This window comes from Bacillus mobilis, assembly GCF_001884045.1.
Taxonomy (GTDB): domain Bacteria; phylum Bacillota; class Bacilli; order Bacillales; family Bacillaceae_G; genus Bacillus_A; species Bacillus_A mobilis.
This window is the reverse complement of record NZ_MACF01000046.1, coordinates 551,048-577,596: the sequence shown is the minus strand read 5'-3', so window position 1 is coordinate 577,596 and position 26,549 is coordinate 551,048. Positions and strand designations below refer to the sequence as shown.

Annotated in this window: 21 protein-coding genes and 2 pseudogenes; 6 read left to right on the top strand and 17 right to left on the bottom strand. The window is 31.6% G+C overall.

Going from position 1 to position 26,549, the window contains the following annotated elements; translation table 11 throughout:
• Positions 1-11 precede the first annotated feature (11 nt).
• Both BAQ44_RS08055 and BAQ44_RS08050 read right to left on the bottom strand, forming a co-directional pair.
• On the bottom strand, positions 12-923 hold the full coding sequence (locus BAQ44_RS08055) for an SDR family oxidoreductase (RefSeq protein WP_071721432.1): 912 nt from the start codon (positions 921-923) through the stop codon (positions 12-14).
• Positions 920-1,906 (bottom strand): UDP-N-acetylglucosamine 4,6-dehydratase family protein, encoded by a 987-nt coding sequence (locus BAQ44_RS08050; protein ID WP_071721431.1) that lies wholly within the window; start codon positions 1,904-1,906, stop codon positions 920-922. Before BAQ44_RS08050 ends, BAQ44_RS08055 begins: the two co-directional genes overlap by 4 nt.
• Positions 1,907-2,216: 310 nt before the next feature.
• On the opposite strand from BAQ44_RS08050, the gene BAQ44_RS08045 reads away from it, so the two are divergent.
• A complete protein-coding gene (locus BAQ44_RS08045) occupies positions 2,217-3,395 on the top strand; it encodes a DUF2515 domain-containing protein (RefSeq protein WP_071721430.1) in 1,179 nt (392 codons plus the stop codon).
• The gene (locus tag BAQ44_RS08040; RefSeq protein WP_116758353.1) at positions 3,370-3,771 is read left to right on the top strand and encodes a CBO0543 family protein; all 402 of its coding nucleotides are present in this window, start codon (positions 3,370-3,372) and stop codon (positions 3,769-3,771) included. Before BAQ44_RS08045 ends, BAQ44_RS08040 begins: the two co-directional genes overlap by 26 nt.
• A gap of 22 nt (positions 3,772-3,793) precedes the next feature.
• Here BAQ44_RS08040 and BAQ44_RS08035 read toward each other — a convergent pair whose 3' ends face one another.
• From BAQ44_RS08035 to BAQ44_RS08005, 9 genes and pseudogenes are all read right to left on the bottom strand, one after another.
• Positions 3,794-4,219, bottom strand: coding sequence for a YfmQ family protein (locus BAQ44_RS08035; protein ID WP_061678161.1), 426 nt, complete (start codon positions 4,217-4,219; stop codon positions 3,794-3,796).
• Positions 4,220-4,239: 20 nt separating this feature from the next.
• Positions 4,240-4,911: an LrgB family protein gene (locus BAQ44_RS08030; protein WP_071721428.1), complete on the bottom strand. Its 672-nt coding sequence runs from the start codon at positions 4,909-4,911 to the stop codon at positions 4,240-4,242.
• Between the two features lie 23 nt (positions 4,912-4,934).
• Positions 4,935-5,291, bottom strand: coding sequence for a CidA/LrgA family holin-like protein (locus tag BAQ44_RS08025; protein ID WP_071721427.1), 357 nt, complete (start codon positions 5,289-5,291; stop codon positions 4,935-4,937).
• Between the two features lie 33 nt (positions 5,292-5,324).
• Complete coding sequence (pdxR, locus tag BAQ44_RS08020) at positions 5,325-6,758, bottom strand: MocR-like pyridoxine biosynthesis transcription factor PdxR (RefSeq protein ID WP_071721426.1); 1,434 nt, start codon at positions 6,756-6,758, stop codon at positions 5,325-5,327.
• A gap of 44 nt (positions 6,759-6,802) precedes the next feature.
• Positions 6,803-6,886: pseudogene (locus BAQ44_RS30275) on the bottom strand (bacillithiol biosynthesis deacetylase BshB2); the annotation flags it as partial.
• Positions 6,887-6,916: 30 nt separating this feature from the next.
• Positions 6,917-7,108: a hypothetical protein gene (locus BAQ44_RS08015; protein ID WP_071721425.1), complete on the bottom strand. Its 192-nt coding sequence runs from the start codon at positions 7,106-7,108 to the stop codon at positions 6,917-6,919.
• 254 nt (positions 7,109-7,362) lie between these two features.
• Positions 7,363-7,437: pseudogene (locus BAQ44_RS30270) on the bottom strand (GntR family transcriptional regulator); the annotation flags it as partial.
• A gap of 31 nt (positions 7,438-7,468) precedes the next feature.
• Positions 7,469-8,458, bottom strand: a complete 990-nt coding sequence (plcA, locus tag BAQ44_RS08010) for a phosphatidylinositol diacylglycerol-lyase (RefSeq protein ID WP_071721424.1) — start codon at positions 8,456-8,458, stop codon at positions 7,469-7,471.
• Positions 8,459-8,635: 177 nt separating this feature from the next.
• On the bottom strand, positions 8,636-10,477 hold the full coding sequence (locus BAQ44_RS08005; RefSeq protein WP_071721423.1) for a S8 family peptidase: 1,842 nt from the start codon (positions 10,475-10,477) through the stop codon (positions 8,636-8,638).
• 135 nt (positions 10,478-10,612) lie between these two features.
• On the opposite strand from BAQ44_RS08005, the gene BAQ44_RS30795 reads away from it, so the two are divergent.
• The 3 genes from BAQ44_RS30795 (at position 10,613) to BAQ44_RS07990 (ending at position 14,720) form a co-directional block, all read left to right on the top strand.
• Entirely contained in the window at positions 10,613-10,774 is a 162-nt protein-coding gene (locus BAQ44_RS30795; protein WP_161491751.1) for a hypothetical protein, read from the top strand.
• A gap of 254 nt (positions 10,775-11,028) precedes the next feature.
• Complete coding sequence (locus tag BAQ44_RS08000; RefSeq protein WP_071721422.1) at positions 11,029-12,366, top strand: NAD(P)/FAD-dependent oxidoreductase; 1,338 nt, start codon at positions 11,029-11,031, stop codon at positions 12,364-12,366.
• A 434-nt stretch (positions 12,367-12,800) separates the two neighbouring features.
• On the top strand, positions 12,801-14,720 hold the full coding sequence (locus BAQ44_RS07990) for an LTA synthase family protein (RefSeq protein ID WP_071721420.1): 1,920 nt from the start codon (positions 12,801-12,803) through the stop codon (positions 14,718-14,720).
• A gap of 84 nt (positions 14,721-14,804) precedes the next feature.
• Here BAQ44_RS07990 and BAQ44_RS07985 read toward each other — a convergent pair whose 3' ends face one another.
• A complete protein-coding gene (locus BAQ44_RS07985; RefSeq protein ID WP_071721419.1) occupies positions 14,805-17,588 on the bottom strand; it encodes a dynamin family protein in 2,784 nt (927 codons plus the stop codon).
• 483 nt (positions 17,589-18,071) lie between these two features.
• On the opposite strand from BAQ44_RS07985, the gene BAQ44_RS07980 reads away from it, so the two are divergent.
• Positions 18,072-18,263, top strand: a complete 192-nt coding sequence (locus tag BAQ44_RS07980; RefSeq protein ID WP_071721418.1) for a hypothetical protein — start codon at positions 18,072-18,074, stop codon at positions 18,261-18,263.
• A gap of 346 nt (positions 18,264-18,609) precedes the next feature.
• On the opposite strand, the gene BAQ44_RS07975 is transcribed toward BAQ44_RS07980, so the two are convergent.
• The 5 genes from BAQ44_RS07975 to BAQ44_RS07955 form a co-directional block, all read right to left on the bottom strand.
• Positions 18,610-19,596 carry a choloylglycine hydrolase family protein gene (locus tag BAQ44_RS07975; RefSeq protein WP_071721417.1) on the bottom strand — a complete coding sequence of 329 codons (987 nt, stop codon included), beginning with the start codon at positions 19,594-19,596 and terminating at the stop codon, positions 18,610-18,612.
• 372 nt (positions 19,597-19,968) lie between these two features.
• A complete protein-coding gene (locus BAQ44_RS07970; RefSeq protein WP_071721416.1) occupies positions 19,969-21,066 on the bottom strand; it encodes an HNH endonuclease family protein in 1,098 nt (365 codons plus the stop codon).
• Positions 21,059-22,573, bottom strand: coding sequence for an AAA family ATPase (locus BAQ44_RS07965; RefSeq protein WP_071721415.1), 1,515 nt, complete (start codon positions 22,571-22,573; stop codon positions 21,059-21,061). Before BAQ44_RS07965 ends, BAQ44_RS07970 begins: the two co-directional genes overlap by 8 nt.
• 123 nt (positions 22,574-22,696) lie before the next feature.
• Entirely contained in the window at positions 22,697-24,601 is a 1,905-nt protein-coding gene (locus BAQ44_RS07960) for a UvrD-helicase domain-containing protein (RefSeq protein WP_161491750.1), read from the bottom strand.
• Position 24,602: 1 nt separating this feature from the next.
• The gene (locus tag BAQ44_RS07955; RefSeq protein WP_084669480.1) at positions 24,603-26,537 is read right to left on the bottom strand and encodes an ATP-dependent nuclease; all 1,935 of its coding nucleotides are present in this window, start codon (positions 26,535-26,537) and stop codon (positions 24,603-24,605) included.
• Positions 26,538-26,549: the final 12 nt, after the last annotated feature.

The following is a 26,549-nucleotide window of genomic DNA, read 5'->3' as shown; positions in this document are numbered from 1 at the left end:
CTTTTTATTTTTCATTGAATGCAGATTTCACTACACTTCGCATACTCGAGTACATCTTTTAATGATTGATGAAATTGAATTTCTGGGACCCAACCTAACCTTTTTATATCCTCTATTACTAAACTCTCATTTGATTCGTTCCCACTATGCTCTGCTTCTTTTATGGAAAAATTCAGCTGTGTTAATTCTTTGTATTGTTCTATTACATCTAATAAAGACCGTTTTACCCCTGATCCAATATTATATTGTTTTCCATTTGTTCCATCGCGTAATAACACATGATACGCTTTAACCGCATCACGTACATCTAAAAAATCCCTACTATCTTTCAAACTGTTTACTTCAATAATTGCTTCACTTTTATTCGACTCTATAGTTATCATTTTTTTTGCAAGAATAGAACAAATACCATTCGATACTCCTGGACCAATTAAATTCGAGGGCTTTGCAATGATAATATTTGAATTCATTAATTCACTCCACGCTTCTGCAATAATGACTTGCATCGTTTTACTTAAACTATATGGATTTGAAATTTTTATTTCGTTCATACTATCTGCTTGCAAAGCAGATCCTATAACCAACGTTCTACAGTGAGGTGCTTCTTGCTTAATTGCTTCTAATAAATATAATGTCCCTATTACATTAATCTCTACATATTCAAGAGCAGCTGTCCAAGACTCTATGACCGAATTTCTTCCTGCTAAATGCAATACATAATCTGGCTTTATTCGTTTCATTACCTTCATTACTTCGCTCTTATTAGTTAAATTACAAGTAATACCATTCCCAATTGTTTCTCTATATGCACGATTTTGAAACATAGGGATTACATGAAAGCCCTGCTCTAAAAAATATTGGCAAGCATGGCGTCCTGTGAAACCATTTGCACCAGTTATTAAAAGGCTCGCATTTTTTTTCATCGTAAAAACCCTCCTTTTTCTAGCATTTGTTTCACCTCACGTTTTGTAAGTAAGTCTTGTTGAGAACTAAAACTCTTTACATCCACTAGCCGATAACTAGCATAATATTCCTGCAGCCCTTCTATAGGAATAGTCGGTAGTACCACAAAATAATTTTGATCAAAGCTTATACTTGTTTTACTCTCTACCTCAGATAAAAGCATTTCACTTACTTTTTCACCCGGTCTTATCCCTACCTCTTTTACCTTCACGTTTTCCTTTTTTGAATCTTCAATTAACACTTCTGCTAAATCTGTTATTTTGCATGCCGGCATTTTCATAACAAAGATTTCTCCACCTCTACCTTGATATACGGCTTTAAATAACAATCCGACAGCATCTTCAATCGTTAAGAAAAATCTAGTCATATTTGCATCGGTAATCCCTATTTGTGAAGATTTTTTAATTTGTTTTTTAAAAAGTGGTACCACACTTCCGCTCGTCCCTAAAACATTTCCACCACGAACACAAATGAATTTTGTTTTCTTCGTTTGCATATTTGCATGGACCATTAATTTCTCACCAATTGCTTTTGTCATCCCATACGTATTTGATGGATCAGCCGCTTTATCCGTTGAAACATATATAACTTTCTCAACTTGCATCTGTATAGATGCTTCAATTACATTTTGTGTACCATGTATATTAGTTTTTATAGCTTCATAAGGATAATACTCACATACTGGAACATGTTTTAAAGCTGCAAGATGGAATACATAATGTACACCTTGGCAAGCATAGGCTAGTTGATCTTTATCACGAATATCTCCAATAATAAATTTTAATCTATCATCATTTATAAACTGTTGCTGCATTTCAAACTGAACCGTTTCATTTCTTGAAAAAACCCTAATTTCTTTCGGTGATTTTTCTAATAGTTGTTTTATAAGTTCATGTCCCCACGAACCTGTACCACCAGTAATTAAAATTATTTTATTTAGCATTTCTTTTCCTCCTACTACACATTTCAATTAAAATTGTATTTATAAAAATTTATTGAATTATTTTCAATTGATTTAAATCATAATCGTCGTTTGTTACATTTAATTGACAAAATAAAAAAACAGAAACTATTAAACATAGTTTCTGTTTTTCATTTCACCTCACAACAGTAAGATTTTTTATGCTTTTTGTATGATAACTAAATCCTTGTAAAAAACACCGCTCATTTATTTCTTATACTCGTAATAAAATAAATAGAATGACTCATAGCCAATAATCATGTTTAATTTTATGAAAAAGGGAGGTAATGGAATGTACCGAAGCAATTCAAATCATACATATAACGGACCTTCCAAAGCCCTGCCTCTCTCCCTATTCGATGTAAAAAATGAATTGAAACAAAAAAGCAAGTTCATTCATTCTGGCACGATGTATAAATTAACGAAAGAAGAGCAACTCATCATCAACAACATAAAAATACAAACAGAACAGCTAAATAAAAATAATGTGACGAGAACACGCGCATACTACCAATTTTACATTCAATATCCAGAAATACATTGGGCACTACTTGGGCATATGGTATCACGTAACGGCGGTTGGAATATGACTGATTTAAAGGGCGATTTATATACGAAAATTTTATCAGAGAAAGAGCAAATCACATTTTTTTCTTTTTTAGAAAGAGGGAATTGGCTTATTTTCCAAGATGTATATCCTCAATTTCTGCTTTATGAACAAAGTGTAAAAAGAGCACAAAAACTATTTCACCTTCTTCCTCACCTAAATGTTTCTACATTTATGGAAACGATGTGGAACGATTTTTGGAAAACAGGTAACAAAAAAACATTAGCCATTGCAACTATTATTAATGAACAAAACTACTTAGAAAAAAGAGTGATACAAAATATACAATTTCAAAAGACTGTACTTAATAGTATTGGATTTAAACTCTTTGATTTCTTTCAGTTTAATCATATCCTTTTCCCATTCTACGAAAATGATAAGAAACACAAAGTATTACTATTTGGTGATACAATGAAACATTTCACTTCCTTACACGAACGAATCTTAATTGGAAAAAGGTTGTATTCATTATTATTTCGAGACACACATGTCTTATCTCAAATAATAAGCTGGGCCCAGCACCATCCACATACAGGATCAAGGAAAGATTACTGGCCTCATTTATTTTCAAGTGTAAATGAATCTTTTTCCCGTGAATTTTATAAGCGTCGAATAAAGAAATGCCAGTTGCGTAATGGCGCTCATCGTATCTACAGTCCTGCACTCATCTATGCATGGCGAGATATGAAGCATGAAGAAGTTGACAGTGAAGATTGGTTTACGGACTGGCAAGTTGTAAATTACTTAGTAGATAAGGAGGAAAATATAAATGGACAAATTACAGAAGACTACTGTAAAACGCTCGAAAAAATTGAACTCGCCATTCTTGCAAAGAAAAATGTTCTCCTTCGAGAAGAAGAATAGTCTTTCCGCATTAGTCGTTACAATTTTACTCTCTTCTATGATCGGAACTTGCTTAGATGCTTTCTTTGTTGCAACACAAATGTATTCCTTTCCGGTTAGACCATTCTCATCCATATTTTCAGTTAACATTGGTTTTACTTTGTTTGTACTACCGATTTTAACAACGATTTTCATACAAATTTCAAAAACATTATCTACAGTTTCTAGAATTCTATTTATTATTTCAATAGGTATTTGTGCCAGCATTTTTGAACAGGTTGCTGAAAGCTTCGGTTTATTTATTCATAGCTTGGATTGGAATCATACATACTCTTTATTCGGCTATATGATTTTCTTTTCTTTTATTTGGAAAGCATATCATTTCATACAAAAATAAAGAGACCATTATAGATCTCTTCCTAAGCATAATCTTCAGTTATTGCTAATGATGCGGGATTTTGAAGACTTTTTGAACGCAAACGGTAGGCAACGATTTTCTTCTTATATTGCTTGATTACATCAACATGTTCCTCATAGCTATATAGAGAAAACCTAATCTCTTTGTTCCCCTTCTTCGTGTTAATAACGATCGGTGTTCCTTCCCCGTGCGGCGGGAAATAATGTTTATCTAAAAATAAAGCTTCATTAAATTCATGAATAACTTGTAGTTTCATTTCTCCCTCTATATTTTTTCCATCTATTGATATAGAGGTATTCTCTTCCTCAAGTTTTTGATGCAATTCAAATCTACTAATAATTGATTCTACAACAGAAGTTGGCATACTAGAAACTAGTACTTTAAGAGCGCCAAAAATAAATAAAGTAACTATAAACCATGTTGTCATTTTCTCATCTCCATTACATTTTAAAATAAAAATTTCGTTCCATACGGTATAAATATACTAATGAGTATTCCTGTTACAATCATCGTCACCGAACCGATTGTCGCCTCTTTCTCGCCTTCCTTCACGAGACGGCTCACACCAATAATATGTGATGCGCATCCCATCCCCACTCCTTTTCCAATCGTACTTGTTATTCGGAAAAACTTCAGTACTGTCGGTCCGATCATAGCACCTGTTATTCCTGCAACTACTACGAAACTAGAAGTCATAGATGGAATACCACCAATTTGATCCGCTAATGATATGGCGATAGGCATCGTCGCTAATTGCGGCAGTGTCGTTAATATGAGTTCCTTATCTATATTTAACATACCGCCAATCACTACATTCATACTCGTTAAAGCCACTATACCTACAGCTACGCCGATAAGTATCGACAAAAAGTTTTTCATAAGTATGTTTCGCTCTTTAAATAATGGTATCGCTAACGCTACAATTGCAGGACTCAATAAACCGGAAAGAATATCTCCCCCATTTGCTCTATACTCATGATGAGAAATACCAAAAATTAAAAATAAGCAAATCATACTTACTGTAACTGTTAGCACCGGTAACGTAAATGGAAACGGAATTTTTTTATATAACTTTGTCGCCAATACATACATTACTACAGTAATAATAATTAAGACCATTTGCATCTTGCACCTTGTCGATTTTATTTTTTTGATGTTACTAATAATTGACTTATATACCCTGAAATAATCAAAGTTACTACCGTGCTTACAACTACTAAAAGAAATATAACGCTCCCTTTACTGAAAAGAAAAGACCCATATTCCATCAGCCCTGTTGTCGAAGGAATTAGAAATAACGGTAAAAAGACAATTAATTTTTCCGCCCCGTCCTCAAACCACTTTAATGGTAAAATACGAGTAGAAAGGAGTAGAAACAGCATTAACATCCCAATTAAACTTCCTGGCATTGATAGATGGAATTCTCCCTGAATCCACGTACCAACTAAACTAAATACATATAGCACTCCTACTTGAAGTAAAAACGTCACGTACTTCATTTCTTTCCCTCATTTCAATATTACGCATCTCTATTATGAAATCTCATTTAACGTTTTAGCAAACCTTGTCATTCCCAGCTGAATTTGTTCGGCATTTACTCTCCCAAAAGTAAAACGAATATATTCACTTTTAGTACCTAAAACACTACCCGGGACAAACGCTACACCATTTCGTATAGATTCGCCTAATAAATGATATTCATCAAACGTTCCTTGCACTTTGCACCATAAATGTATTCCACCCTCTGGAACAAAAAATTCAACCTGGTCCCCCAATATTTCTTCAAGCTTTCTAATTAACACATCTCTTCTTTCTTTCAATTGTTCACGAAGCATTGTAATATGTGCATGAAAATCTTCTGATTCTAAAAATTGATTTGCCACCCACTGCGTAAATACGCTATGGCCAAAATCAACTTGCTGCTTCGCATCCGCTAAACGTTCAATTACACGTGTAGGGCCAATTACCCAGCCAATACGTAATCCTGATGCAACAATTTTTGATAATGAACTTATATAAAGAACATTCCCGTTTTGATCCATTGATTTTAATGTTGGATTCACTTCTCCATTAAATGACGTTAAGCTATACGGATCATCTTCTACAATCGGTATACCAAATTCAGAAGACAGTTCTAAAATCTTTTTACGTCTTGCTAATGAAAGCACTGTTCCCGTTGGATTTTGATAATCTGGATTCAAAAATACCATGCGAATACGATGCTTTTTATGCAAATCAATTAAATCATCTGGATTCATTCCATGCTGATCAACAGGTAGATGAAATATTTGTAAGCCCGCGGATTTAAACATCGGCAATGAAAAACAATACGACGGATCTTCAATTGCAATCGCATCGCCAGGTTTTAATAAACATTGAACGATAAGATTCAGTGCCTGTTGTGCTCCAGATGTAATAAGGATAGAATTCGAATCTGCTTCAATTTGTTTATATTGCTGAACATGTGCTGCAATTGTTTTCCTCAACATTTCATTTCCAAGTGGATGGTCATAACCGAGGTTTTCCATAAATATTTTCTCCGACAAAATCGTTCGGAATCTATCACTTGGAATTAACTCTGGTGACAATTCACCACTTGCTAAATTAATTAAGTCATCTTTTTGTGTTTCCGTTCGAATTTGTTGAACGAGTGGCACATTAGGTAAGAACGATCCATCCTCAACGTACCTACCCCAGTTCGGTATTCGTTTATGTGAAACACCCCATATGTCTGTATTCACCCGTGTTCCGCTTCCCTTTTGCCGTTCTACTACTCCAAGTGATTTTAATTCTTCATACGCAGCTACTATTGTACTCCGGTTCACCTGCAATTCTTTTGCTAACATACGCTCAGAAGGTAACTTGCTGTCAGAAGGAAACTCACCTGAAGAAATACCCCTTTCAATATAATCAGCTATTTGTTTATATACAGGCGTCTTATCTGTACGATTTGGTTTCCATTCCATCCTGTTGCCCCCTCCCTTATTCAAGTAATAATAGTATGAATCAGTCACATTTTCTTATCCTTAAATGAATATATCCAAAACGGTTCTTCCTCTAACCATTCAACTGTTTCTCGCACACCTTCTTCATACACAATGTTAACCTTTTTCTTTCAAAACTATTAAATCACTACTGCATACCACGTTACCCCAATAAGTAGTACGAAAAGAAGAAAAATATAAATAGTTGATAAGTTTTTCACATTTCTCTTTGTAGATTTCCCGTAATTCTCCTCCACATTTCTTGCAACTAGCACGGTCCCAAACAGCGATCCAATCACAATAATTACCACTAGTGAAATTGCAAAAATCATTGTATTTTCACCCCTCTAAAGACAATCTATTTTAATAAAGAAATTCCTCTTTAAAACGTTAATAACATACTACCTTTCTTCTCTTATCATAATGGATGTTTGCAAAAAACGGACCAACCACTTTTATGTTTTTTTGCTCATCCACTTTAACAATAAAAAAGCAACTAATCACTTATGATCAGTTGCTTTTTCGCAAAGTTAATTATACTCATTTTCCACTTAAAATTAATCCGATTTAAAAGTTTAGTCTTTTCTTAATGAAACATCAATTGAAATAACTCGATAATTGTTCCGTTTACAAGATACACTGTATTTTCAATAAGAATCGACGTATTTTATCGCTTCTTACTCTCATCATCTTTATTCTTTTATTAATGACTTATTTGTTCTTATAACTTCTTGATACAGCAATGGTGACCACTTTTCATTTATGTAGTCTTGAATTATCCAACCTACTCTTGTAGGACTCTTTTGTTTTATATAGTTTGCAATTTCAGGATTTATATAAGAGGCATAGTAATATGGACTATTCCATGCTGTACCACCTGAAGACAAGCTTGTAAAATTAACATATAGGTGATTTAAATCCTCACTATTATTCATCGTTTCATTAATCGTATCTTTAATAGATTTTACTTTCTCATCATAACTCACTTTATATTTATCTTGTACTGTTACATTTACATTTTGATTTACAGTTGTCGTAAACGTCTCATTATCTGGCCAATAAAAATTATTATATCCTCCAGATTCATTACTACCACTATATCTTTTTAATAGTACAATTTTCCCACGAACATCTCCAAGTTTTATATTTCCTTCTGTTTTTAAAAAGATAGGATCAACAAAATAATTTTTTTCAAACGTATTACTAAAGGAACCTTCTGCCCCTTTCATATCCTCATACTCTTTTTTTAAAGACATAATAATCGTTTCACTGGGGTTATCTTTTAAAAATTGTTTCGCTTCGCTTATGAATTCATGCAATGTTACATAAAGATATAATGGCCCATGATGAAGAACTATCGTATTATCATCTGTTAAACGTCCTCTTATATCAAAAATACGAGCTCCATGATCCATTTGGTAACGAAAATCATATTCTTGCGTCATTCCCCATACTTGCTTAATTGGATTTTGTAATTTGAACGTGCCACTATCATGTGTTCCTGGAATTGAAATTCGTGCTAATGGGATGTTATCAGGTATAGGTTGCATCCATTTTGACCAATTTTCAAACTCATTAACAGAGCTAGCTGCAACGACTCGCTTATCATGTAAAGCAAATACAGATGTGATAAATATCATACTACATATGAATAATTTCAAAGTAAATTTCTTATTGCTCACTATTATTTCTCCTTTTTCTGTTTTATATTAAACTTATTGAATATAATATAAGCTAGTTCATAAAAAATAAATAACATTTTATCAATATGAAATATTGCATAGAAGTAAAGTTAAAAAATCATTCACATATACTGAATTAGAAAAATTTAAAGGAACTTCATCTGAAGTTCCTTTTGTTTATTTTATGTTCAATACATATGAACCATCTTTATTCTCATACTTATAGACATATAAATAATATTTACCTGGCTTTGCATTATAAGTTCCTTTAACTACATTCCCTTCATTTTCACCATATGCTACATAGTTGTTTAAATCTGATTCATGATGAAGTACCCATGTCATTCCAATGTTTTGTTCATTTAGTAGAGAAATTTTAATATTTTCGGGTGAGTCAATTTGGAAAGTAAATACATCTACCTTATCATGATTATCTAGTTCTCCTTTCATTGGTGTATGAAAGGAGACTTTATTTGCCTGTCTACTTTCATTATTTGGTTCATTTTCTGTTACTTGTAACTCATTCCCACCGTTTGGTTCTCTTCGTTCATACCCTAAATCTACTAGTATAGACTTCAAATCTGGTAAAACACCAATTTTATCTGAAGATGGATCTTTAGATCTCGTTCCAGTGTTACGGTTACTTAATATCGTTCTTAATTCACTTGGTCTATATGGTTGTCCTAAATTTTCTTTAGCAATACTTTGTACTAAAGTCGCTGCTCCTGCGATAATGGGTGAAGCACTAGATGTTCCACTAAAGCTTGAAGTATAAAGATTTACAGCACTTCGACTTTGCTCGGCTGTAGTTGTATCTACATTTTCTCCCCACCCGTACACATCAATCCGACTTCCATAATTTGAAAACCACATACGCTCATGAGGGAAAGATGAAGAACCCGCGCCTACCATAATTGCACCTGAATCTTTAAAATCTTTACTATTACGATTTAAGACTTGTTTACCATTTCTATCTTTAAATTGATCTAAATCATTCCACCCATTTGCTCCAGCTTCTATAATGACAACACCTTTATCTGTACCAGCACGAATCGCATCAAAGATATCTGGTTGTATTTCAACAGGTAAATATTTATCACCATATCCATCAAAGGAAGCTTGTGCCTCTAATAATAAAACATCCCCAGCTTCTAACTGATTTACAGCACTTAATATTGCATCAGCTGTATTATACTGTCCGTTATCTCTTATTTGAGAAATCACTTTCGCTTTCGCTTTTGGCGCAATCCCAATATTCCCAACCTCATTATCCTCAGAGGATACAATCCCTAGTACAGACGTTCCATGTCCAACATGCTGATCTATATTTCTTCCAGACATTAATTCAATATTTTGATGTATTAAATCCTCATGATTTAATAGCCATCCATATTCCATATCAACAAAGGTTATATCACTTCCATTACCACCTTGGACTCCCCAGGCAAAAGGCGCATTAATACCGTATGGTGCTGCATCAAGGTAACCTTGTTTTTTATATCTAGGATTGTTATTAGGATTAAAAGATACACTTAATGGTTGTACTTCCGGTGGCGTTATTTTTTCTTGTTTCTTCACATACACATCTTCTATTAAAGAAGATGTCTTTAACTTATCTACTAGTTCTTCTTCCTGCTCACCATTTTGAGTTTGAAGAATATAGTAGTTTAATAAACTTGTAGATACATTATTAGGTGCTTTCACTTCAAGGTTTTGTATTTGTTCCGGGCTTACAGATGTGAATAAACGATTAAATGTTACATCTGGATATTCTGCAAAAAAATCTTCTAGTACTTTATCGCTCGCTTGAGATTGTATTTGTTTTTCAATACCATCTTCATATGGCAATTTCAAATCCGCTCTGAATTTTACAATGATTTGCTTATCTGTTTCTTGTTCTATCCCTAATTTACTCTGCTGTTCTACAGAATCAGCATTTACAATATTGACAGTGTCCCCTATTCCTAAAAATGTTGAAATAATTACAGCTGAAACAGATATTCTTTTAAATACATTCATTACATCACTCCTCAAATTAATAAACATTAAATCATTATATTAATCTATAATAATTTAATTTCTATAACATATAAAGTTATCTTTCTACCAATTAGATTATAGTAATCAGCACTATGAACTTCAATGTATTTTTATATGCAATATTTCATATTCAAGCTCTATATTGCATTTATAAAAAACTTATATGGAATACATTCTGATTGGCTTTATTTCTCTAATCCGAAAACATCAACAGACAAATGGATTACGACACGTCAAACAGTAGCAGTAATTGGTAACCATGCGTTTGCTAAATAAGAGTTGCAATCATTAACAGACCTCTTTACTTAAAAGGTCTGTTTTTTTGTATGTAAAAATTTATTTATCATATGACATAGTGATTTTTAAAAACTATTCTTTCAAACATTTGTATTTACTCCACCACTTTGAGAAATTAAAAAAGCATCAGGTTCAAAACTACCCCTTTATTAATAAAAGCTATTTCTTAACTTCATAAAATTGTTATACACTAGAGAAATAAAAACAAACTATTCGTTAGCAGGTGAAAGAATATGTATGATGTTACAATTATCGGCGCTGGAGTAAGTAGCATTTTTATGGCTTATTCACTAGCTAAAAGTAACAAAAAAGTTTTAATTCTGGATAAAGGTAAAGCGCTAGAAGATCGTCATTGTCCTTTAGACGAAGGAAAAGCATGTACTTGTACTACATGTGATAAATATTTTGGGTTTGGCGGTTTAGGAAAATCTGAAGGGAAATTTAATTATACAAACGGATTTGGCGGCGAACTTGAGCAAAAAGTCGGTAAAGAAGGCTTTATACAACTCATGGCTGAAGTAGATGAAATTCTATGTCAGTTCGGAGGAAGTTCTGTTTCGAAATATTCTACAGAAAATCCAACTCTCAATAAGAGAGCTGAAGCGTGTGGCTTACAAATGCTAACAACAGAAGTAAGACATCTTGGCACTACCCTTTCAAGTGAGATTTTTCAGCAACTCTATGAATTTTTACTTACGAAAATAAATATACAATTTCATATAGATGTGCAACATATTATGAAACAGAAAGATCATTTTACAATAGAGACAAATGAAGGAACAGTTAAATCTAAGCAACTAGTATTTGCAACTGGACGTTCTGGAGCAGATTGGTTAAAAGAAATGTGCACTTCTCTCAATATCTCTCAGGAACAAACTCGTGTAGATCTAGGTGTTCGAGTAGAGATGAAAGAACACCAATTACGTTCTATATTAAAAGATACGTTTGAGACTAAACTTTCTTATGAGCATGAACACTTCACAGCAACTACGTACTGTATGAATCCAAAAGGACGCATCATTAGAAAGTACGAAGAAGGTTTAGTTATGCCTGACGGTCAAAATTTTCGAGAGAAAGGAACTGGCACACCTAACTTAAATTTCACTTTATTTATCCCGCGCTATTTTTCAACTCTCAAAGAAGCTAATATATACGCAAGTTCAATTATTAAAAACATTAACCAAGGAAGAGATCGAATTGTTATTCAGCGCTTAGAGGATTTACTAAATAAACAACCTACAACAGAGAACGACATAAAACATAACCGTATACAACCTACACTACAAGGAGATTATGGAGATTTAAATACAGAAATTCCCCCATTCTATATTGAAGGACTTAAAGAATTTTTATTACGCTTAGAACAATTCATCCAAGAACCGATCGATACAGATACTTTATTATACGGAATTGACGGAAAATTCTATGCTCCTACGATAAAAATCAATAACCATTTTGAAACAAGTATGCATGGACTATTTTTAGTTGGAGATTGTTCAGGCGTCACTCATTCATTATCTCAAGCTGCTGCAAGTGGGTTGTATGTTGGAAAATATTTATCTCATATTTAATTTCTTTCATTAAGATTGCAATCAAATATTTTAACTTCCATAGTAATAGCTTACTAACGATTCTGCCGCAAAGAATCCGAGTTTTATGAGATACATATTTAACATAACCATTGACATTCAATTCTAACAAATTGAATGTCAACAGGTTTAAAAGCCTCTATTCATTTCCCTTTTCATTTGTTCGATATTTTGTAACATCATCATAGTGTTTAATATGTTAGGATGTCTATAAGTATTTTTTACTACAACTATGACTTTTTCTGCTCTGTTTCTAAAAAATAGATTTATGCTTTAAAATTCCTCATTGTACGTATATGAATACTTCACATTATTACCTTTAGAAAATATAAGCTAAATGTTTCATTATACTCTAATAGTTATAAAAATATAATATATAACACGAGTTAAATAAATTGTATAAAGAAGGTGTAAAAATGAAAAATAAAATCAATTTACAAATGAAAAATATAAGCTTTGTTTTAATAATTGCTTTAGCAGTATGGTTAAAAACATATCTTATTACAAGATTCAGTTTTGATTTAAAAATTGAGTCTTCTACACAAGAGCTTATTTTGTTTATTAGCCCTCTCGCTGCATCATTAGCATTTGTCGGATTAGCATTATTTGCAACCGGTGAAAAGAGAAATTATATCGCACTATGTATTAATTTCTTATTAACAATCGTACTGGTTGGGAATGTAATGTTCTATGATTTTTATAGCGATTTCGTTACGTTACCAGTACTTGGACAAACATCAAACTTTGGCCAATTAGGCGGCAGTATTCTAGAAATATTGAACTACAAAGTTATACTCGCATTCGTAGACATTATTTTCTTCTTTATTTTATTGAAGAGGAAATCAATAGTCTTCCAAACAGAACGTGTAACTCATCCGGCACGCTTGTTATATTTTCTTTTAACGGTTGGTGTATTTTTTGCGAATCTACATCTTGCAGAAAAAGAGCGACCTGAACTATTAACGAGATCATTCGACCGCGTCATGCTTGTTAAAAATTTAGGACTATACACTCATCAAATATATGATTTAACACTACAAGTAAAAGCAGGATCACAAAAAGCACTTGCTGATAGCAGTAAATTACAAGAAACGGAAAACTACGTAAAGGCAAACCAAAGTGAACCGAATCCTAACATGTTTGGTGCAGCGAAAGGAAAAAATGTAATTGTCGTTACTCTTGAATCCCTACAAACCTTCTTAATAGGCGCATCAGTTAACGGTCAAGAAGTTACACCATTCTTGAATCAATTCATAAACGAAAGCTATTACTTCGATAACTTTTTCCACCAAACTGGGCAAGGAAAAACATCCGATTCTGAATTTCTAATTGATACGTCGTTGTATCCATTAAATCGAGGAGCTGTATTTTTCACACACGGTAACAATGATTATACTGCGACTCCAGAAATTTTACGTCAGCAAGGTTATTACACTTCTGTATTCCATGCGAATAACGCAACATTTTGGAATCGTAACATTATGTACTCTGCTCTTGGTTATGATCGTTACTATAACGAACTTGATTACAAAATTACGCCCGAAACAAATTTAAATTGGGGATTAAAAGATATCGAATACTTTGATCAATCTGTAGATATATTAAAAACTGTTGATCAACCATTTTACGCTCGTTTCCTTACGCTAACGAACCATTATCCATTTACGTATGATGAAGATACAAAATTCATTGAACCATACAACTCTGGTAATGGCGTATTTGATCGTTATATCGTAACAGCACGTTACTTAGACGAATCCATCAAAAAATTTATTGAGCGTTTAAAAGCCGAGGGAATGTATGATGATTCTATTATTGTATTGTATGGTGATCATTATGGTATTTCTGAAAAACATAATCGCGCAATGGCACAGTTTTTAGAAAAAGATCAAATAACAGAATTTGATACTTTAAATTTACAACGCACACCTTTATATATTCATATGCCTGGCCAAACAGAAGGTCAAACGATTTCAAAGCCTACAGGACAAATCGATATGAAACCTACTATTCTAAATTTACTTGGGATTGATACTACGAACGATATTCGTTTTGGCCATGATATGTTTTCAGATGAATATACCGGATTTGTTGTTTTACGTGATGGTAGCTTTATTACAGACAAGTATGCATACACAAACAACACTTTCTACGACCGCATAACAGGTGAAATTGTAGATTTACCAAAAAAAGAAGCACAAGTACTCATTAACCGTGCACAAAATGAATTACGAATGTCTGACAAAATTATTGAAGGTGATTTATTACGTTTCTCAGAAAGTAATAAAATTAAAACTGGCGAAGTACAAACTAAAATTAAAGAGACTGAAAAATAATTTAAATATGAAAAGGGAGCAACTCATTACAGTTGCTCCCTTTTACTCTCTTATAACATATGATGCAATGTCGTATAAGAACTTTTATTCTACGCTTGTTTCCAAAGTTACATCTGTATAAGTATGATTGTCACCTATATTTAAAATTACTTCACATTGACGTAATCTCAATTCAAAGAGCTTGATAGAATCATGATAGACTTCAGGATTTGATTTCATTTTATGTAACATCTCTTGTTTTTCTTGTATTTCCAAATGAGTGTTTTCTACAGCTTGTTTCAAGGAGTTAAATGGATTCCTAAAGAATATATGAATATCCCTCTCTTGCGTGTTCTCAAATAGCTCAAATTGCAAGAAAAACTTCCTCATAATAGAAGCTGTTACCTCGGTATAATCCTCATTTTCAACATACTGTTTATATTTGTTATATAGCATAGTTTTGTTTTTAGGAAGAACCCCAAATAATTTACCGGCACTTTTCAGTAAAAATTGTGCTGGCGTAAATCGACGTAAAATATTTACTTCATCCATTTGTATTCTAGTCGTCATTCTGTCAGTATCTCTGCGCCAGTCATCAAGCACTTTAAAATCACATGCTAACTGTATTCGATTTTCTCCAAATAAAGAATTAAGTCCTTCACTAAGTTCCTCTAGGTACGATTGACTTTGAAGGAGCTCATTATTAGAAGTTGCAATCCAATTTTGCATAGAAAGAGCAAGATTAGGTAATACCGTTTGTTCTAAGTATTTATGCACTCTTTCATTCATTGCTGTATTTAATTCCGTATCCATGTGCCCGAAATTACTTTCTTCACTAATTAAATCCGAACAACCTTGTAATATCTTCGGAATATTTTCAGTAAGATCATTCGTAATTTCAGTTTTCATTGTACGATATGATTGTGTAATGAAATGAATTTTTTCCTTCTCAAAAGCAGTAAGATTATTAATACTACCATTTAGTTTCACTAGCATATCTTCATTCCAATTAATCGCATCCACTAAATTATTTTCTTTCTCAACGCGTTTATCCAAAAGATATGTAATTGTTTTTCGGATGAAAAACAATAGCTTTTCAGTACGTTCTACATCGATATCTTTATGATTACAGTTAAAATGAATAAACTCAGTTAACTCAGTTAATTGTTGACTACTTGTATATAGCGAAGAGTAAGGGGAAATTCTCGCATGCGGGAAATATGTGTTTATTCTAGCTTGCGTATCATATAATACTCTTTTCACTTCTGCTTCACTGTATATGTTATCGATTTTATTTAATAAGAAATGAATTTGTAAATTTGGTGTATGTTCTTGAATGCTTAATAGAATGTCACGTTCTTTGTCAGTAAAAGGCGAATCCGCATTCAGTACGAATAGTAATTCGTCTACAGAATTTAAATATTCGAATATTTCATCCCTGGTATCGTTATTTCTATTAAAACCAGGTGTAACTACAAATGTAAGTTTATTTTCACTTAAAAATCTGCATGGTAATTTAAATTCTACACATGCCCTCTCTCTATATGATTGATGGTGTTGAGACATCATATTATGGTAATCAGAGACATCTTCCGTTGTTGTAACTGCAGAGTCTGTTATGGCGTTAATTTCTGTATGAGCATCATTTTTTAAAACTAATACATTTGAAATTGATTTTTCTACTATATTTTCTCCTAATATAGAGTTAATAAATGTAGTTTTTCCGTTCCCTGAAGTTCCTGTTACTAAAATGCGGTTTGTACTTAAATCTGCGAGTTCGCCAACTAGCCATCTAAATCGGTGACCCATTTCTATATTATGCTCTTGTGCCCACTCTGTAATAGATTCAAAAAGATGCAAACTATACTCTAAGCCATTCACATGATTAATAGAATATAACAACAGGTTTTCCGCATGTTTTATATTTGCTGAATCTATTTTAGAAGGGAAAATCTCATCCCATGCCAATACAGCTGCTGATGGAAATACAGCATAAGATGGATTGACTACCTTTAACCAATTTGTTAACAAGTTTGGAATGATGTCGTGCAATTGTGTAAGCATATATTGACCTTGAATTAATTCAAAGTACGTTTCTTCGTAAAGAGAAGAAATTTTGTTCCATATATCGGACGAATATATTTCAATATGTAAGAAAAATTCATTTATTGTATTAAGCCATAATAAGTAATTTTGTTCATTTTTATAACTATTCCAAAGTGATAAAACCATTTGCGTAAATTGTACTTGATCTACAGTATTTAACGTAACTAATACTTCATAGAAATAATCTGGTGAAATATGTTTAGTGAATCCTTTATCAATATATCCTTTTAAAACCTCAAACCACGGATAAGATTCTGTTCGAATTAACTCATTCACAGCAAGCTCTACTGCACTATCAAAATCTTGCTGCTCCTCATAAAAAGAACGGGCAATTTTTGTGACATTCGGGTAATCGGGATTTAAAGAAACCGCTTCTTTAATAACAGAGAAAGCGGAATCAAAATTATTTTGCTCTATGTAAAGAGAAAGTAATTGTAATCCAATTTCGGTCATCAATATTTTATTATCAGTAGTAATAGAAGTATACACATTTTCAGCAACTGATAATTGATTCAGTTCGAAATAAGCATCCGCAATATTTTTTTGTGCCCACGGCGCTAATTCATTACTAACTTTTTCCCATTTAAAAATAGCAGCTTCAAAATCTTGATGACGATAATAAAACTCACCTTGTGCAAAACGAATATAAGATCCATCAGAAATCTCATTTCTTTCTTCGTTTACATAAACTTCCCCAAGTACGTCAAGAGGTGGTTTCGTTTCATTCTCCATTAGGAATGTTTCATAATACATCTTTTTTATTAATTGTTTTTCTACTCTCATCTTTTCCCCCACTATATCTTGAAAATACATTTTTAAGATATGTCAATACTTTTTGTATGTATGCTTTTTATCTTAACAAAGAATATCTTTTGGAAAATTTCATTTTCCTTTCATTTTTTAAGTAAGATTGAATTTTTATGAGAAAAGTTTCAGTTTTTTTTCAATTCCCTTTCAGTTTTGAAACAGCATTAAATGTTCCTAATAACTTAATAACACTATAATCTCCCGAATTATATTATCAAGAAAAACCTATATAAACCATATTATAAAAACAATTTATAACGAATATATATGCAAAATTCCCTTCACTAATAAATGAAAAAAATCATTATCATACATTTCTCACATTGTTTTTCTTTGAAATATTTCAGTAAGTACGGAATTAAATTCCATTAACCTCTATAAATAACTAGTCCAAAAAAAATCTATATGCATATCATGTTATAGTAAAGAATTCAGGAAATCCTAAAAGGAGGCATTTTCATGTTTGAAGATAAATCTAAAATAAACTACCCATATGAATTTACTGAAACTACAACAATCCCGCTAAAAAATCCCATCAATAAAAACTTCAAAAACGGCTCTGGTACACATACTTTCCCAATTAAAAAACACTATAAAGAACAGGTGTTATATACGGAAAAAATAAATAATAATAAAAATAAAAATAAATAACCTTATAGGCCCTTATAACAATTAATCAAATAAGAATCTATATTAGACCTTGTATAGTTATATGTAATAAATAAATCTTTCTTATACAACTCATGTACTTTTAAAAAGTGCTGATATACAGCGCTTTTTTATACATAGATAATAGAAGAACAAAAAAGGTATGGATATTTTCCACACCTTTTTTGTTCTTTACTATTTATAAATGGCGTACGTCCATGTTTATTTCACCTAATGATACTTTAATGGGCCTTCTAGAAGTTATTGGATTGAATTTATACTCCTTCCACTCCCTATTATTACTCTATTATATATATTTGAAATTTACTAAACGCAGTTTCAAAGCAACTTAGTTTTCATAAAATATTTTTTGTTTCCGCTGGAACGGATAGGCTTTAATCTCATCTGTATCTAAATTTTCATGAAATAAATGAACGGCTATAATTTGTCTACAATCGTAAGTATGATAATAATATGTTCCGGACTCCATACACATTACGCTTGTATAAATGGTATTATCTAATGCACCTTCTTCTGTTATTACTCCGCCTTTAGGAACCTCGCAATTTGATAAGATATGAAATAGAGCCGATACTCCCTCTTCTTCACTATCTATACCTTGAATGTTTTGTTTACCATATGCTGCCCGCACAAACCTTGATGGCGGGGTGAAATCCCCTGGAAGTCCCATTGAGCCTGAGCCCTGACCAAAAGCACTTAATGGTACGTTACTCCACTCAGTTGGCGCGAATGGCTGCGATTTAAGGCCTATATATTGTCTTAAATTTTGTAAATGCCAATTAAACTCTGGACTATTCGTCATCACTCCTAGTGGGTTATCATACATTTTTAACCCTTCATTTGTCGGCTCCAGCACAATGCAATCTCCCCATTTATCCGCTAAAACCCAATGTAGCGGTGGCGTAAGTCCTAAATCCGGTAATGGTATATCCAAAAAGGTAAGGCTATCTACAGATTTCTTTAACTCTTCGACAGAATTGAATTGCGTGAGACTCCAAGTCACAAAATCAAATGGAGCTAAATTCGTATTGTTGTCATCTATGCTTTGACTATAAGTAGCGAATCCTGGAAAATAGAGTGTTGCACATGTCATACCTGCTTCATTTACTCCGTCCGCCATAATGATCCTTCCTTGATGATTAATTCCCATTCCAACCGTAGCATGTTTCGTATTAATGATTTCACCAGTTATATTATTCCACTGGTAATGTCGAGGAATAATTATTACTTCTTGATTCATATCTAATGTGAAGTCCATCGTTCTTGCAAAAAGGTGCTGACCGTTTTTTGTCTGTAATGTCAAACTAGTACACATAAAGAACACCCCATTTTATGATTTTATCTACACTTTACATAATTCTGATAAATCTGTAAATTAAAAACCTCTTTCTTTACAAAAAAATAAGAAAACACATATAAACTACAAATAGATTATTTCTAGTTTATAAATGAATTATATATATTTGTAAAAGAATTATATTTAAAAGGAGCGACTTGTTACTATCGCTCCTTTTTATTTCTCTATATTTTAATAACCGGTAACATTTTTTCTCTATGGACAGTATCTGTGACCAAAGAAAAATTACTATATATTATTTGGATATGATAACAAATACGCTTGAACATTACATTGTTTTATTCGTATTTAAATGTTTACTTTTAATAGTTTCCTTATAATAATTCAATTTTATTTCATTGATTTTTGATACAATTCAATATCCCATAAGATATACCCTGCCAATTCTTTTATTTCTAATATATTATTTATTTGATTCAAATAGTCTAATTTTAATTTTGTCAAAGGGGCTTTTCTTTTATATTCGGATAATTCTTTTTTCTCTTTTTCAATCTTATATTTTATAGTTTTTTCCACGTCCAATAACTCTACCTTTTTATTCTTTAATTCTTCAAAAATCCCCTGTCGAATCCTTCTGTATAAATCATTTAATTTTCTAATATGAGATTGATTAAATCTCTCTCTTATATGGAATAAATCAAGAAAATTCTTCACCTTTTTTTTATCTATAAGTGTAATTCCATCTTTAAACTCTATTATTATTTCCTCATTAACTAACCTAAAATTAAAAAAGTTGGCCGCTTCAGTATAATAAGGGTGAGCAATTGGTAAATTCATATTATCTCTTTTTATACGATCATTACATGCTGTACATGCCACAACAAGATTCCTTGGATAGATTGATAATAGTGGATACTTAGACTTAGGTAAAAAATGATCAATTGATACCCCTGCAAGTTCCATTTCATGCCAATCGCAATACGGACAAATATTATTTTCTAGTGTTAGAAATTTTTTAAATTCATTTACTGCAATTTCCCCTTCACTTTTTATAGCTTCGTTAAAAAATTTTCCACTCAATAAATTTTCATATAAATATACAAATGCTTGCTTTATATTTTTTGAATATAGCGTTTGATCAAGATACAAGTTCGAAAGAATCATTTCATACTTATTAGTTATAGTTCTGTATTTTTTTAAAAGATCATATTCTTCATATTTTAAATCCCTTATATGCTCTTTCAAACCTGTCTGTTTAACCACTTTTAAAAAATCGTCAGAACATTCCCTGTTAATTTTTAAAATCTCAAGTTCTTTAATGACAATCTCTAAATCCGCATCCAGCTTCTCTTCTAATTCTTTATCTTTTATTTTTATGGGCCTTTCAAGTGGAGATAACTTATTTATACAGTTTAATAGTTCCAATACAAACGCATGATACGGACCTACCAGTTTTTCCATTCTATCTACCCATGGAACTTTATACATCTATTTCACCTTTTCGTTTCTTATATGCTTTTAATTTAGAGTATAAATTATACCTAACATTACTATCAGCCATTTGTGCATATATTTCTAGCGCTTTATCAAAATCATCATTTTCTAGTGCAAATTCTATTAACTTAGCATATTCGTGAACCATTTTCCCTTTATCATCATCCAGCCCAAAAACCTCTGATAGAATTTCATCATAATTTAATCCTAATGTTCTTTCATTTACCTTTATTTGTTCAATTTTATTTCGGTCATTTTTTAAAGCTACAATACTATCTTTTGGAACATCAGATACAATCAAAGGAGAGTGAGTAGCAATAATTACATGGCATCTTTTTGCCCCCAGTAATCTATTTAGTATTTCTATATACCCTTTTATCCATTTTGGATGTAAATGTGTTTCGGGTTCATCAATTAGAACAATTGAGTTATCTTCTACATAATCATATAAATCAAAGATTCTTAAAAATAGACTTAATTCTCCTGAACTCATCATTGATAAAGGAATTCTATTCTCTTCATCACCAATCCACAAATCCTTCCAGTAGGTTACAGAACAGGCTTCAAGTAACTCCACATCTTTTCTAAATGCAGTTGCTCCACCATGATATAAATTTATATCGTCAATGGATAAAAATTTTCTTTGCTTTCCATCCATTGTATCAGACACCTTAGATAGCTTTAAAAAGATTCTCATCTTATGTATTATAAAACGAACCTCTAGTTCTATCATTTTATCAATATGTTTTTTCCCCTCTATAAAATAGGCATTGGATTTAAATCCTGCTGCTAAGTCAATCTTATAAGTAATCCTTTTTCCTATTTTATCTTCTATCTGCGATTTAAACTCGACTAACTCACATTGATATTTGCTTATAAAATATTTAAAATCTCCAATTATATTATCATGGTCAAGTAAACACTCTGGACTTGGATAATTGTATTTAATTCTTTTTAATACTTTATGTACCATATGCGAAACGGTGTTTAATTTATATTCTGATATTTCTAATGCCACGTTATTATTTCCATAACCAATATATTCAAAAATGGCATCAATCTCCGATTTATTACCTATAGCATAGTGTTTTAAAATTCTTGTCGCAACATACTGTAATTTAATCCGATCTACACTAGTCTTATATAACACATGTCTGTTTTCCCATTTTATTTCAACCTCTTCCAATTTATCAATTGGTGTATAAGTGGAAACTATAACCTTATAAGGTATGGGAGAATTGTTTATATTACTATGATATAATTCACCATTATATAAATACTCGATTTTATATTCCGGATTACAGTCGTTTTTATCATTTAAGAAACTGGAAATAATTGCTTCAAATATTGTCGTTTTAGCCGTTCCATTTTCCCCAACCATTATTGTCAGATTCATATTTTTATTTTCATCTAACTTATCAGTTTTTGATAAATCCAAAGTAAAATTCTTCAGCTTTCTAAAGGACTTAATTTCTATTTTCTTTATAAACATTTTTACCATTACCTCATCTTTCTTTATATTCTCCTTTATCATTAAAGATTATAGAATCAAATTTACGAAAATCAGAGTAAAGATAAATCTATATCAACTCATTCAGTTACAATACCTTAATCCAGTCTAATATTACGCCTGCGTTACTGGCACTCTTTCTTCAACATATTTAATATCCCATCCTGCAGCATTTAATTCTGCTTCGTGCCCATTAATAGATTCCTCTCGAACTGCTACACATAATAAATGTGTGGGTCTCGTCATCCCAACGTACGCCATTTTTAAATTTTGTACCATTCTTGAACGATTAGTATTCGTATGATTTCCCTTTAAATATGCAACAATACGTTTTATATCATATTCAAAATAGAAAGTTTCTAAATATAACGTTGCTGTATGCGTTTCTCCTTTTACAGAATGTATTGATGCTACTTCTATATTAACTTCATTCTCTTCTTCTAAAAATTTCATTACATTTGTTTGTACACTATATGCTTCAGTTAATTCTTCTTCTGTATTACTAAAAAAAGATGTCAATTGACTAATATCATTCCAATTAAATATCCTTTTTAATTTCTCTGTAATAAATTCTTCAACTTCCACCACTACTTCTTGACGATTCTGAATCATTAAACACCATCTCGAAAGTTTGAGCATTAAATCTTCATATACTTCATTATTAGATTCTTTCAAATAATTTAAAAACGTCTGTTTTGTATAATGCTTTCCTTCATTTTTTTCGTTCATTATTCTTAATGCTTTTAAAATTCCTTTTAATACCTTGTCATTGTATAAGTTAGCTCCAAATCTTTCTAGATCTTCGGATGATTCCTTCAACAAGTACATTATCAAACTATTAAAATCACTACGCTTTCGTCTACTAGTTTTAAATTCTTCCCAATAATCTTTTATCCCAATTTCTCTTTCGTGTTCAGATACCCATCCTATAGCTTTAAAAACTTTACGATCTAAGTTATGTAAATCTCTTTCTACTATAATTCTCGCAAATTTTTGCAATACATTTTGAATATTCGTTGAGTTATAAACCAAAAGATATGGTCTTATATCTTCTATATTATTATTTCCATTGAGATTTTGAGGAGTAACACAAATATTTTTCACAATATCTGCAATTGCCTTAGAAAATCTTTTACTGTCTGAAATCTCCAAACATGATTCTAAATCCACTTCCCAAGAACCAATTGCACCTGATTGATCATATATTGATTGATTGAGATCTCCAATCCTTTGAATTACTACGGAATCATCAAATAATAATTCTAATAGTTCCTTTTGGTGTTTCATAGTATCTTGCATTTCATCTATAAAAACATATGAAAAGCGCTTTGAAAAAACTCCTTTAAGGTTAGGATTCTCTCTTAAGTACTTATAAGCTAAGAAATACGCATCATCATAACATAAAATTCCATCTTGTAACATTTGTTCCTTTAATGTTTTAAGCGCCAAATAACTTCTACTTTGTTCGTTAGCATAGATTTTTGTACCATATAAACTTTTTTGTAAAGTTTCATTTTCTAAATTAAAACGAATAGACCCTACATCAATCCCACTTTGTTCCATCCCAAACCGTAAATTACGAGGAACAATTTGATAATACTTCTTTCTTATTTCCTCATTATAAATTTCATCATCAATTCTAATAGGTTTTTTTCCATAAAAGTGTATATGTGCTGGAATTGCCAAAAATTGATTCACAAAAGATTGTATAGTACTACAGTTATTTGGATAATTAAATAATTTTTCACCATGTATTCCCAATCTGTTTTTAATTTCATCAATTGCTACATTAGTATGAGTAAGGACACAAATTCCTTTGTTATTTTCTAAAGGTAATTTACTTGCCAATATAGCAAGTTTAGCTAACAATGTTGTTGTCTTCCCACTCCCTGGACAAGCCATTATATCTTTACTCTCTAGACATTGAATAACAGCTCTACGTTCATCATCAAATCTATCACCAGCATGTAACAACATTTGTTCAGCATACGAAATATCTCGACTATCAATTTGTGTCATTTTATCCAACTCCATTTGTAGCATAATTAATAGCTTGTACAATATATTGTAAATTTTCATCTTTTAAGATTTTCTCTTTTAGAACTTCTCGCTTCTCTTTTGGCTTTTGTATTAAAACTTCCGCAAAGCATTGAGCGGTTATTGCTTTAGAAATACTTTTATCTAACATCAAATCACTATATATGTAAAATGCCCGCTCTTCATTAGAAATGTTTTGTTCATCCCAACTCTTATATTTTTCTTCTATGATTTTATTAACAGCCTCGATTTTTACTGGAGTCAAACCTATCGAATCACTATTTTGAACCTTCTCAGCCCTAAGTACCGCCTCAAATAATTCTTTTTGAAGAACACCTAATGCTATATCATATTCTAATGTCCACACTGGGGATATATATAATTTCACATCTTGTCCTTCAATTCTTGATTTTCTTTCTTTTCTTCTTTGTTCAATTGTTTTTTCAGCTTCTAAGTCTTCCCATGTCTTTGCTTGAGGATCTTTTCTCTTATATAAATTTGGTCTGACATCATTATCAGTTATTGCAGCAACAGGGATATTTAAACTTCCTATTTCAGGACTATCTCTTTTAAATATTCTAGAGTACCTTAAAAAGGCTGTATTTCCTACATTAACAATTGATACTCCATATTTTGATAATGGTTTTCCAATAATATCTGCTATAGTAGGTATTAATAAATTTTCTGCATCTCCCTCAACTAATATAACTCCCTGAGCAAAAAACAAATTCGCTTTAGTCGAATCCAAAAAGCGTTCTAAGAATAAATAATCTCCTTTACTTAACTCTGTGTATCCGTATCCCATTGGAAAAGCTGCACCATCTTTACAGATAATTAAATTGCTTAAATTCACTTTTGATGCAAGGTCTGTGCTGTGTGTAGTCATAATTAATTGTAAATTAGAGTTTTCCACTTCTTCCTGAAGAAAATCTATCAATCTCATTTGTGCTTGTACATGTAAATGCGCCTCAATTTCCTCTACAAGTGCTAATTTTAAGCCTTGATAGTTATCCCTTTTCAATAATAATAATTCTGTTGCAATAAATAGCAAATTATGAGAGCCTAAACCAGACTTACTTTCAATTAACTCTAAATTGAGCCGTTCTAAAATATTTTTTAATCTTAATGGTGATATGTTAAAATTTGAACTAAGCATTTTATTTTCCCCAGCAAAACTTTCTAAATATACATTGATTTGTTCTAATATTTTTTTGCCTTCTTGATCGGTTAACTCCTCACCATTTGTATCTCTTCCTTTAAAATAACTCTTTACTTTATCATTTGCTTCTTGAATGATTTCATATAAATAATGGTCTTCTTTTCCTTTAAAAGCCTCATGGCTTTCCAATATTTGAGATAATCGAGAATTTCTTTTTGAAGCCATTTCTTTTTCTGCATCTCGTAATGGTTTAAGGTACGTTGTTCTTAATAAACTTCTCGCTTCTCCATTCAATGCTTTACCTTCCTGATCTGATCCTGCTTTAATATCGTAATATACATGATTCCCTTTTCTCTTAGCAATTAAAAAAACCTTAAGGTAATATTCATATATTTCATCTGAATTTTTTTCCATTCCAAGCCATTCTAAAAAATTTTTAGCCTCTAGATCTGAAAAACCTCGAAAAATACATTCTATACGTAACTCTTGAGCTCTTTTATCTTCATCACTTTCACCTACTGGAATATGAAAATCTTCTAGTTCTATTCTTAAATTTTCATAGCTTTGTGTTAATATTGTATATTTTATTGCATCTACTATTGTCGTCTTTCCTGAATCATTTTCTCCAACTAGCAAATTTAACCCTTGATTAAATTTCAAATGAACGCCTGGCTTACCATCTTCCCCCATTCCGAATCTTCTAAAATTCCAGGCATTTATCTCTGATAAGTACATAATTTTTATCCCACTTTCATTCATTAATTATTACCA

Excerpts from the sequence above, each read along its gene's own strand:
- BAQ44_RS07980 (WP_071721418.1), top strand. The coding sequence starts at position 18,072 with ATGTTTGAAGATAAATCTAAAATAAACTACCCATATGAATTTACTGAA.
- BAQ44_RS07955 (WP_084669480.1), bottom strand. The coding sequence starts at position 26,537 with ATGAATGAAAGTGGGATAAAAATTATGTACTTATCAGAGATAAATGCC.
- BAQ44_RS08000 (WP_071721422.1), top strand. The coding sequence starts at position 11,029 with ATGTATGATGTTACAATTATCGGCGCTGGAGTAAGTAGCATTTTTATG.
- BAQ44_RS08005 (WP_071721423.1), bottom strand. The coding sequence starts at position 10,477 with ATGAATGTATTTAAAAGAATATCTGTTTCAGCTGTAATTATTTCAACA.
- BAQ44_RS07985 (WP_071721419.1), bottom strand. The coding sequence starts at position 17,588 with ATGAGAGTAGAAAAACAATTAATAAAAAAGATGTATTATGAAACATTC.
- BAQ44_RS07965 (WP_071721415.1), bottom strand. The coding sequence starts at position 22,573 with ATGGTAAAAATGTTTATAAAGAAAATAGAAATTAAGTCCTTTAGAAAG.
- BAQ44_RS30795 (WP_161491751.1), top strand. The coding sequence starts at position 10,613 with ATGCAATATTTCATATTCAAGCTCTATATTGCATTTATAAAAAACTTA.
- BAQ44_RS08050 (WP_071721431.1), bottom strand. The coding sequence starts at position 1,906 with ATGCTAAATAAAATAATTTTAATTACTGGTGGTACAGGTTCGTGGGGA.
- pdxR (WP_071721426.1), bottom strand. The coding sequence starts at position 6,758 with ATGGAATGGAAACCAAATCGTACAGATAAGACGCCTGTATATAAACAA.
- BAQ44_RS08025 (WP_071721427.1), bottom strand. The coding sequence starts at position 5,291 with ATGAAGTACGTGACGTTTTTACTTCAAGTAGGAGTGCTATATGTATTT.
- BAQ44_RS08055 (WP_071721432.1), bottom strand. The coding sequence starts at position 923 with ATGAAAAAAAATGCGAGCCTTTTAATAACTGGTGCAAATGGTTTCACA.
- BAQ44_RS08015 (WP_071721425.1), bottom strand. The coding sequence starts at position 7,108 with ATGATTTTTGCAATTTCACTAGTGGTAATTATTGTGATTGGATCGCTG.
- BAQ44_RS07975 (WP_071721417.1), bottom strand. The coding sequence starts at position 19,596 with ATGTGTACTAGTTTGACATTACAGACAAAAAACGGTCAGCACCTTTTT.
- BAQ44_RS08045 (WP_071721430.1), top strand. The coding sequence starts at position 2,217 with ATGTACCGAAGCAATTCAAATCATACATATAACGGACCTTCCAAAGCC.
- BAQ44_RS08040 (WP_116758353.1), top strand. The coding sequence starts at position 3,370 with ATGTTCTCCTTCGAGAAGAAGAATAGTCTTTCCGCATTAGTCGTTACA.
- BAQ44_RS08030 (WP_071721428.1), bottom strand. The coding sequence starts at position 4,911 with ATGGTCTTAATTATTATTACTGTAGTAATGTATGTATTGGCGACAAAG.
- BAQ44_RS08035 (WP_061678161.1), bottom strand. The coding sequence starts at position 4,219 with ATGACAACATGGTTTATAGTTACTTTATTTATTTTTGGCGCTCTTAAA.
- BAQ44_RS07960 (WP_161491750.1), bottom strand. The coding sequence starts at position 24,601 with ATGACACAAATTGATAGTCGAGATATTTCGTATGCTGAACAAATGTTG.
- BAQ44_RS07970 (WP_071721416.1), bottom strand. The coding sequence starts at position 21,066 with ATGTATAAAGTTCCATGGGTAGATAGAATGGAAAAACTGGTAGGTCCG.
- BAQ44_RS07990 (WP_071721420.1), top strand. The coding sequence starts at position 12,801 with ATGAAAAATAAAATCAATTTACAAATGAAAAATATAAGCTTTGTTTTA.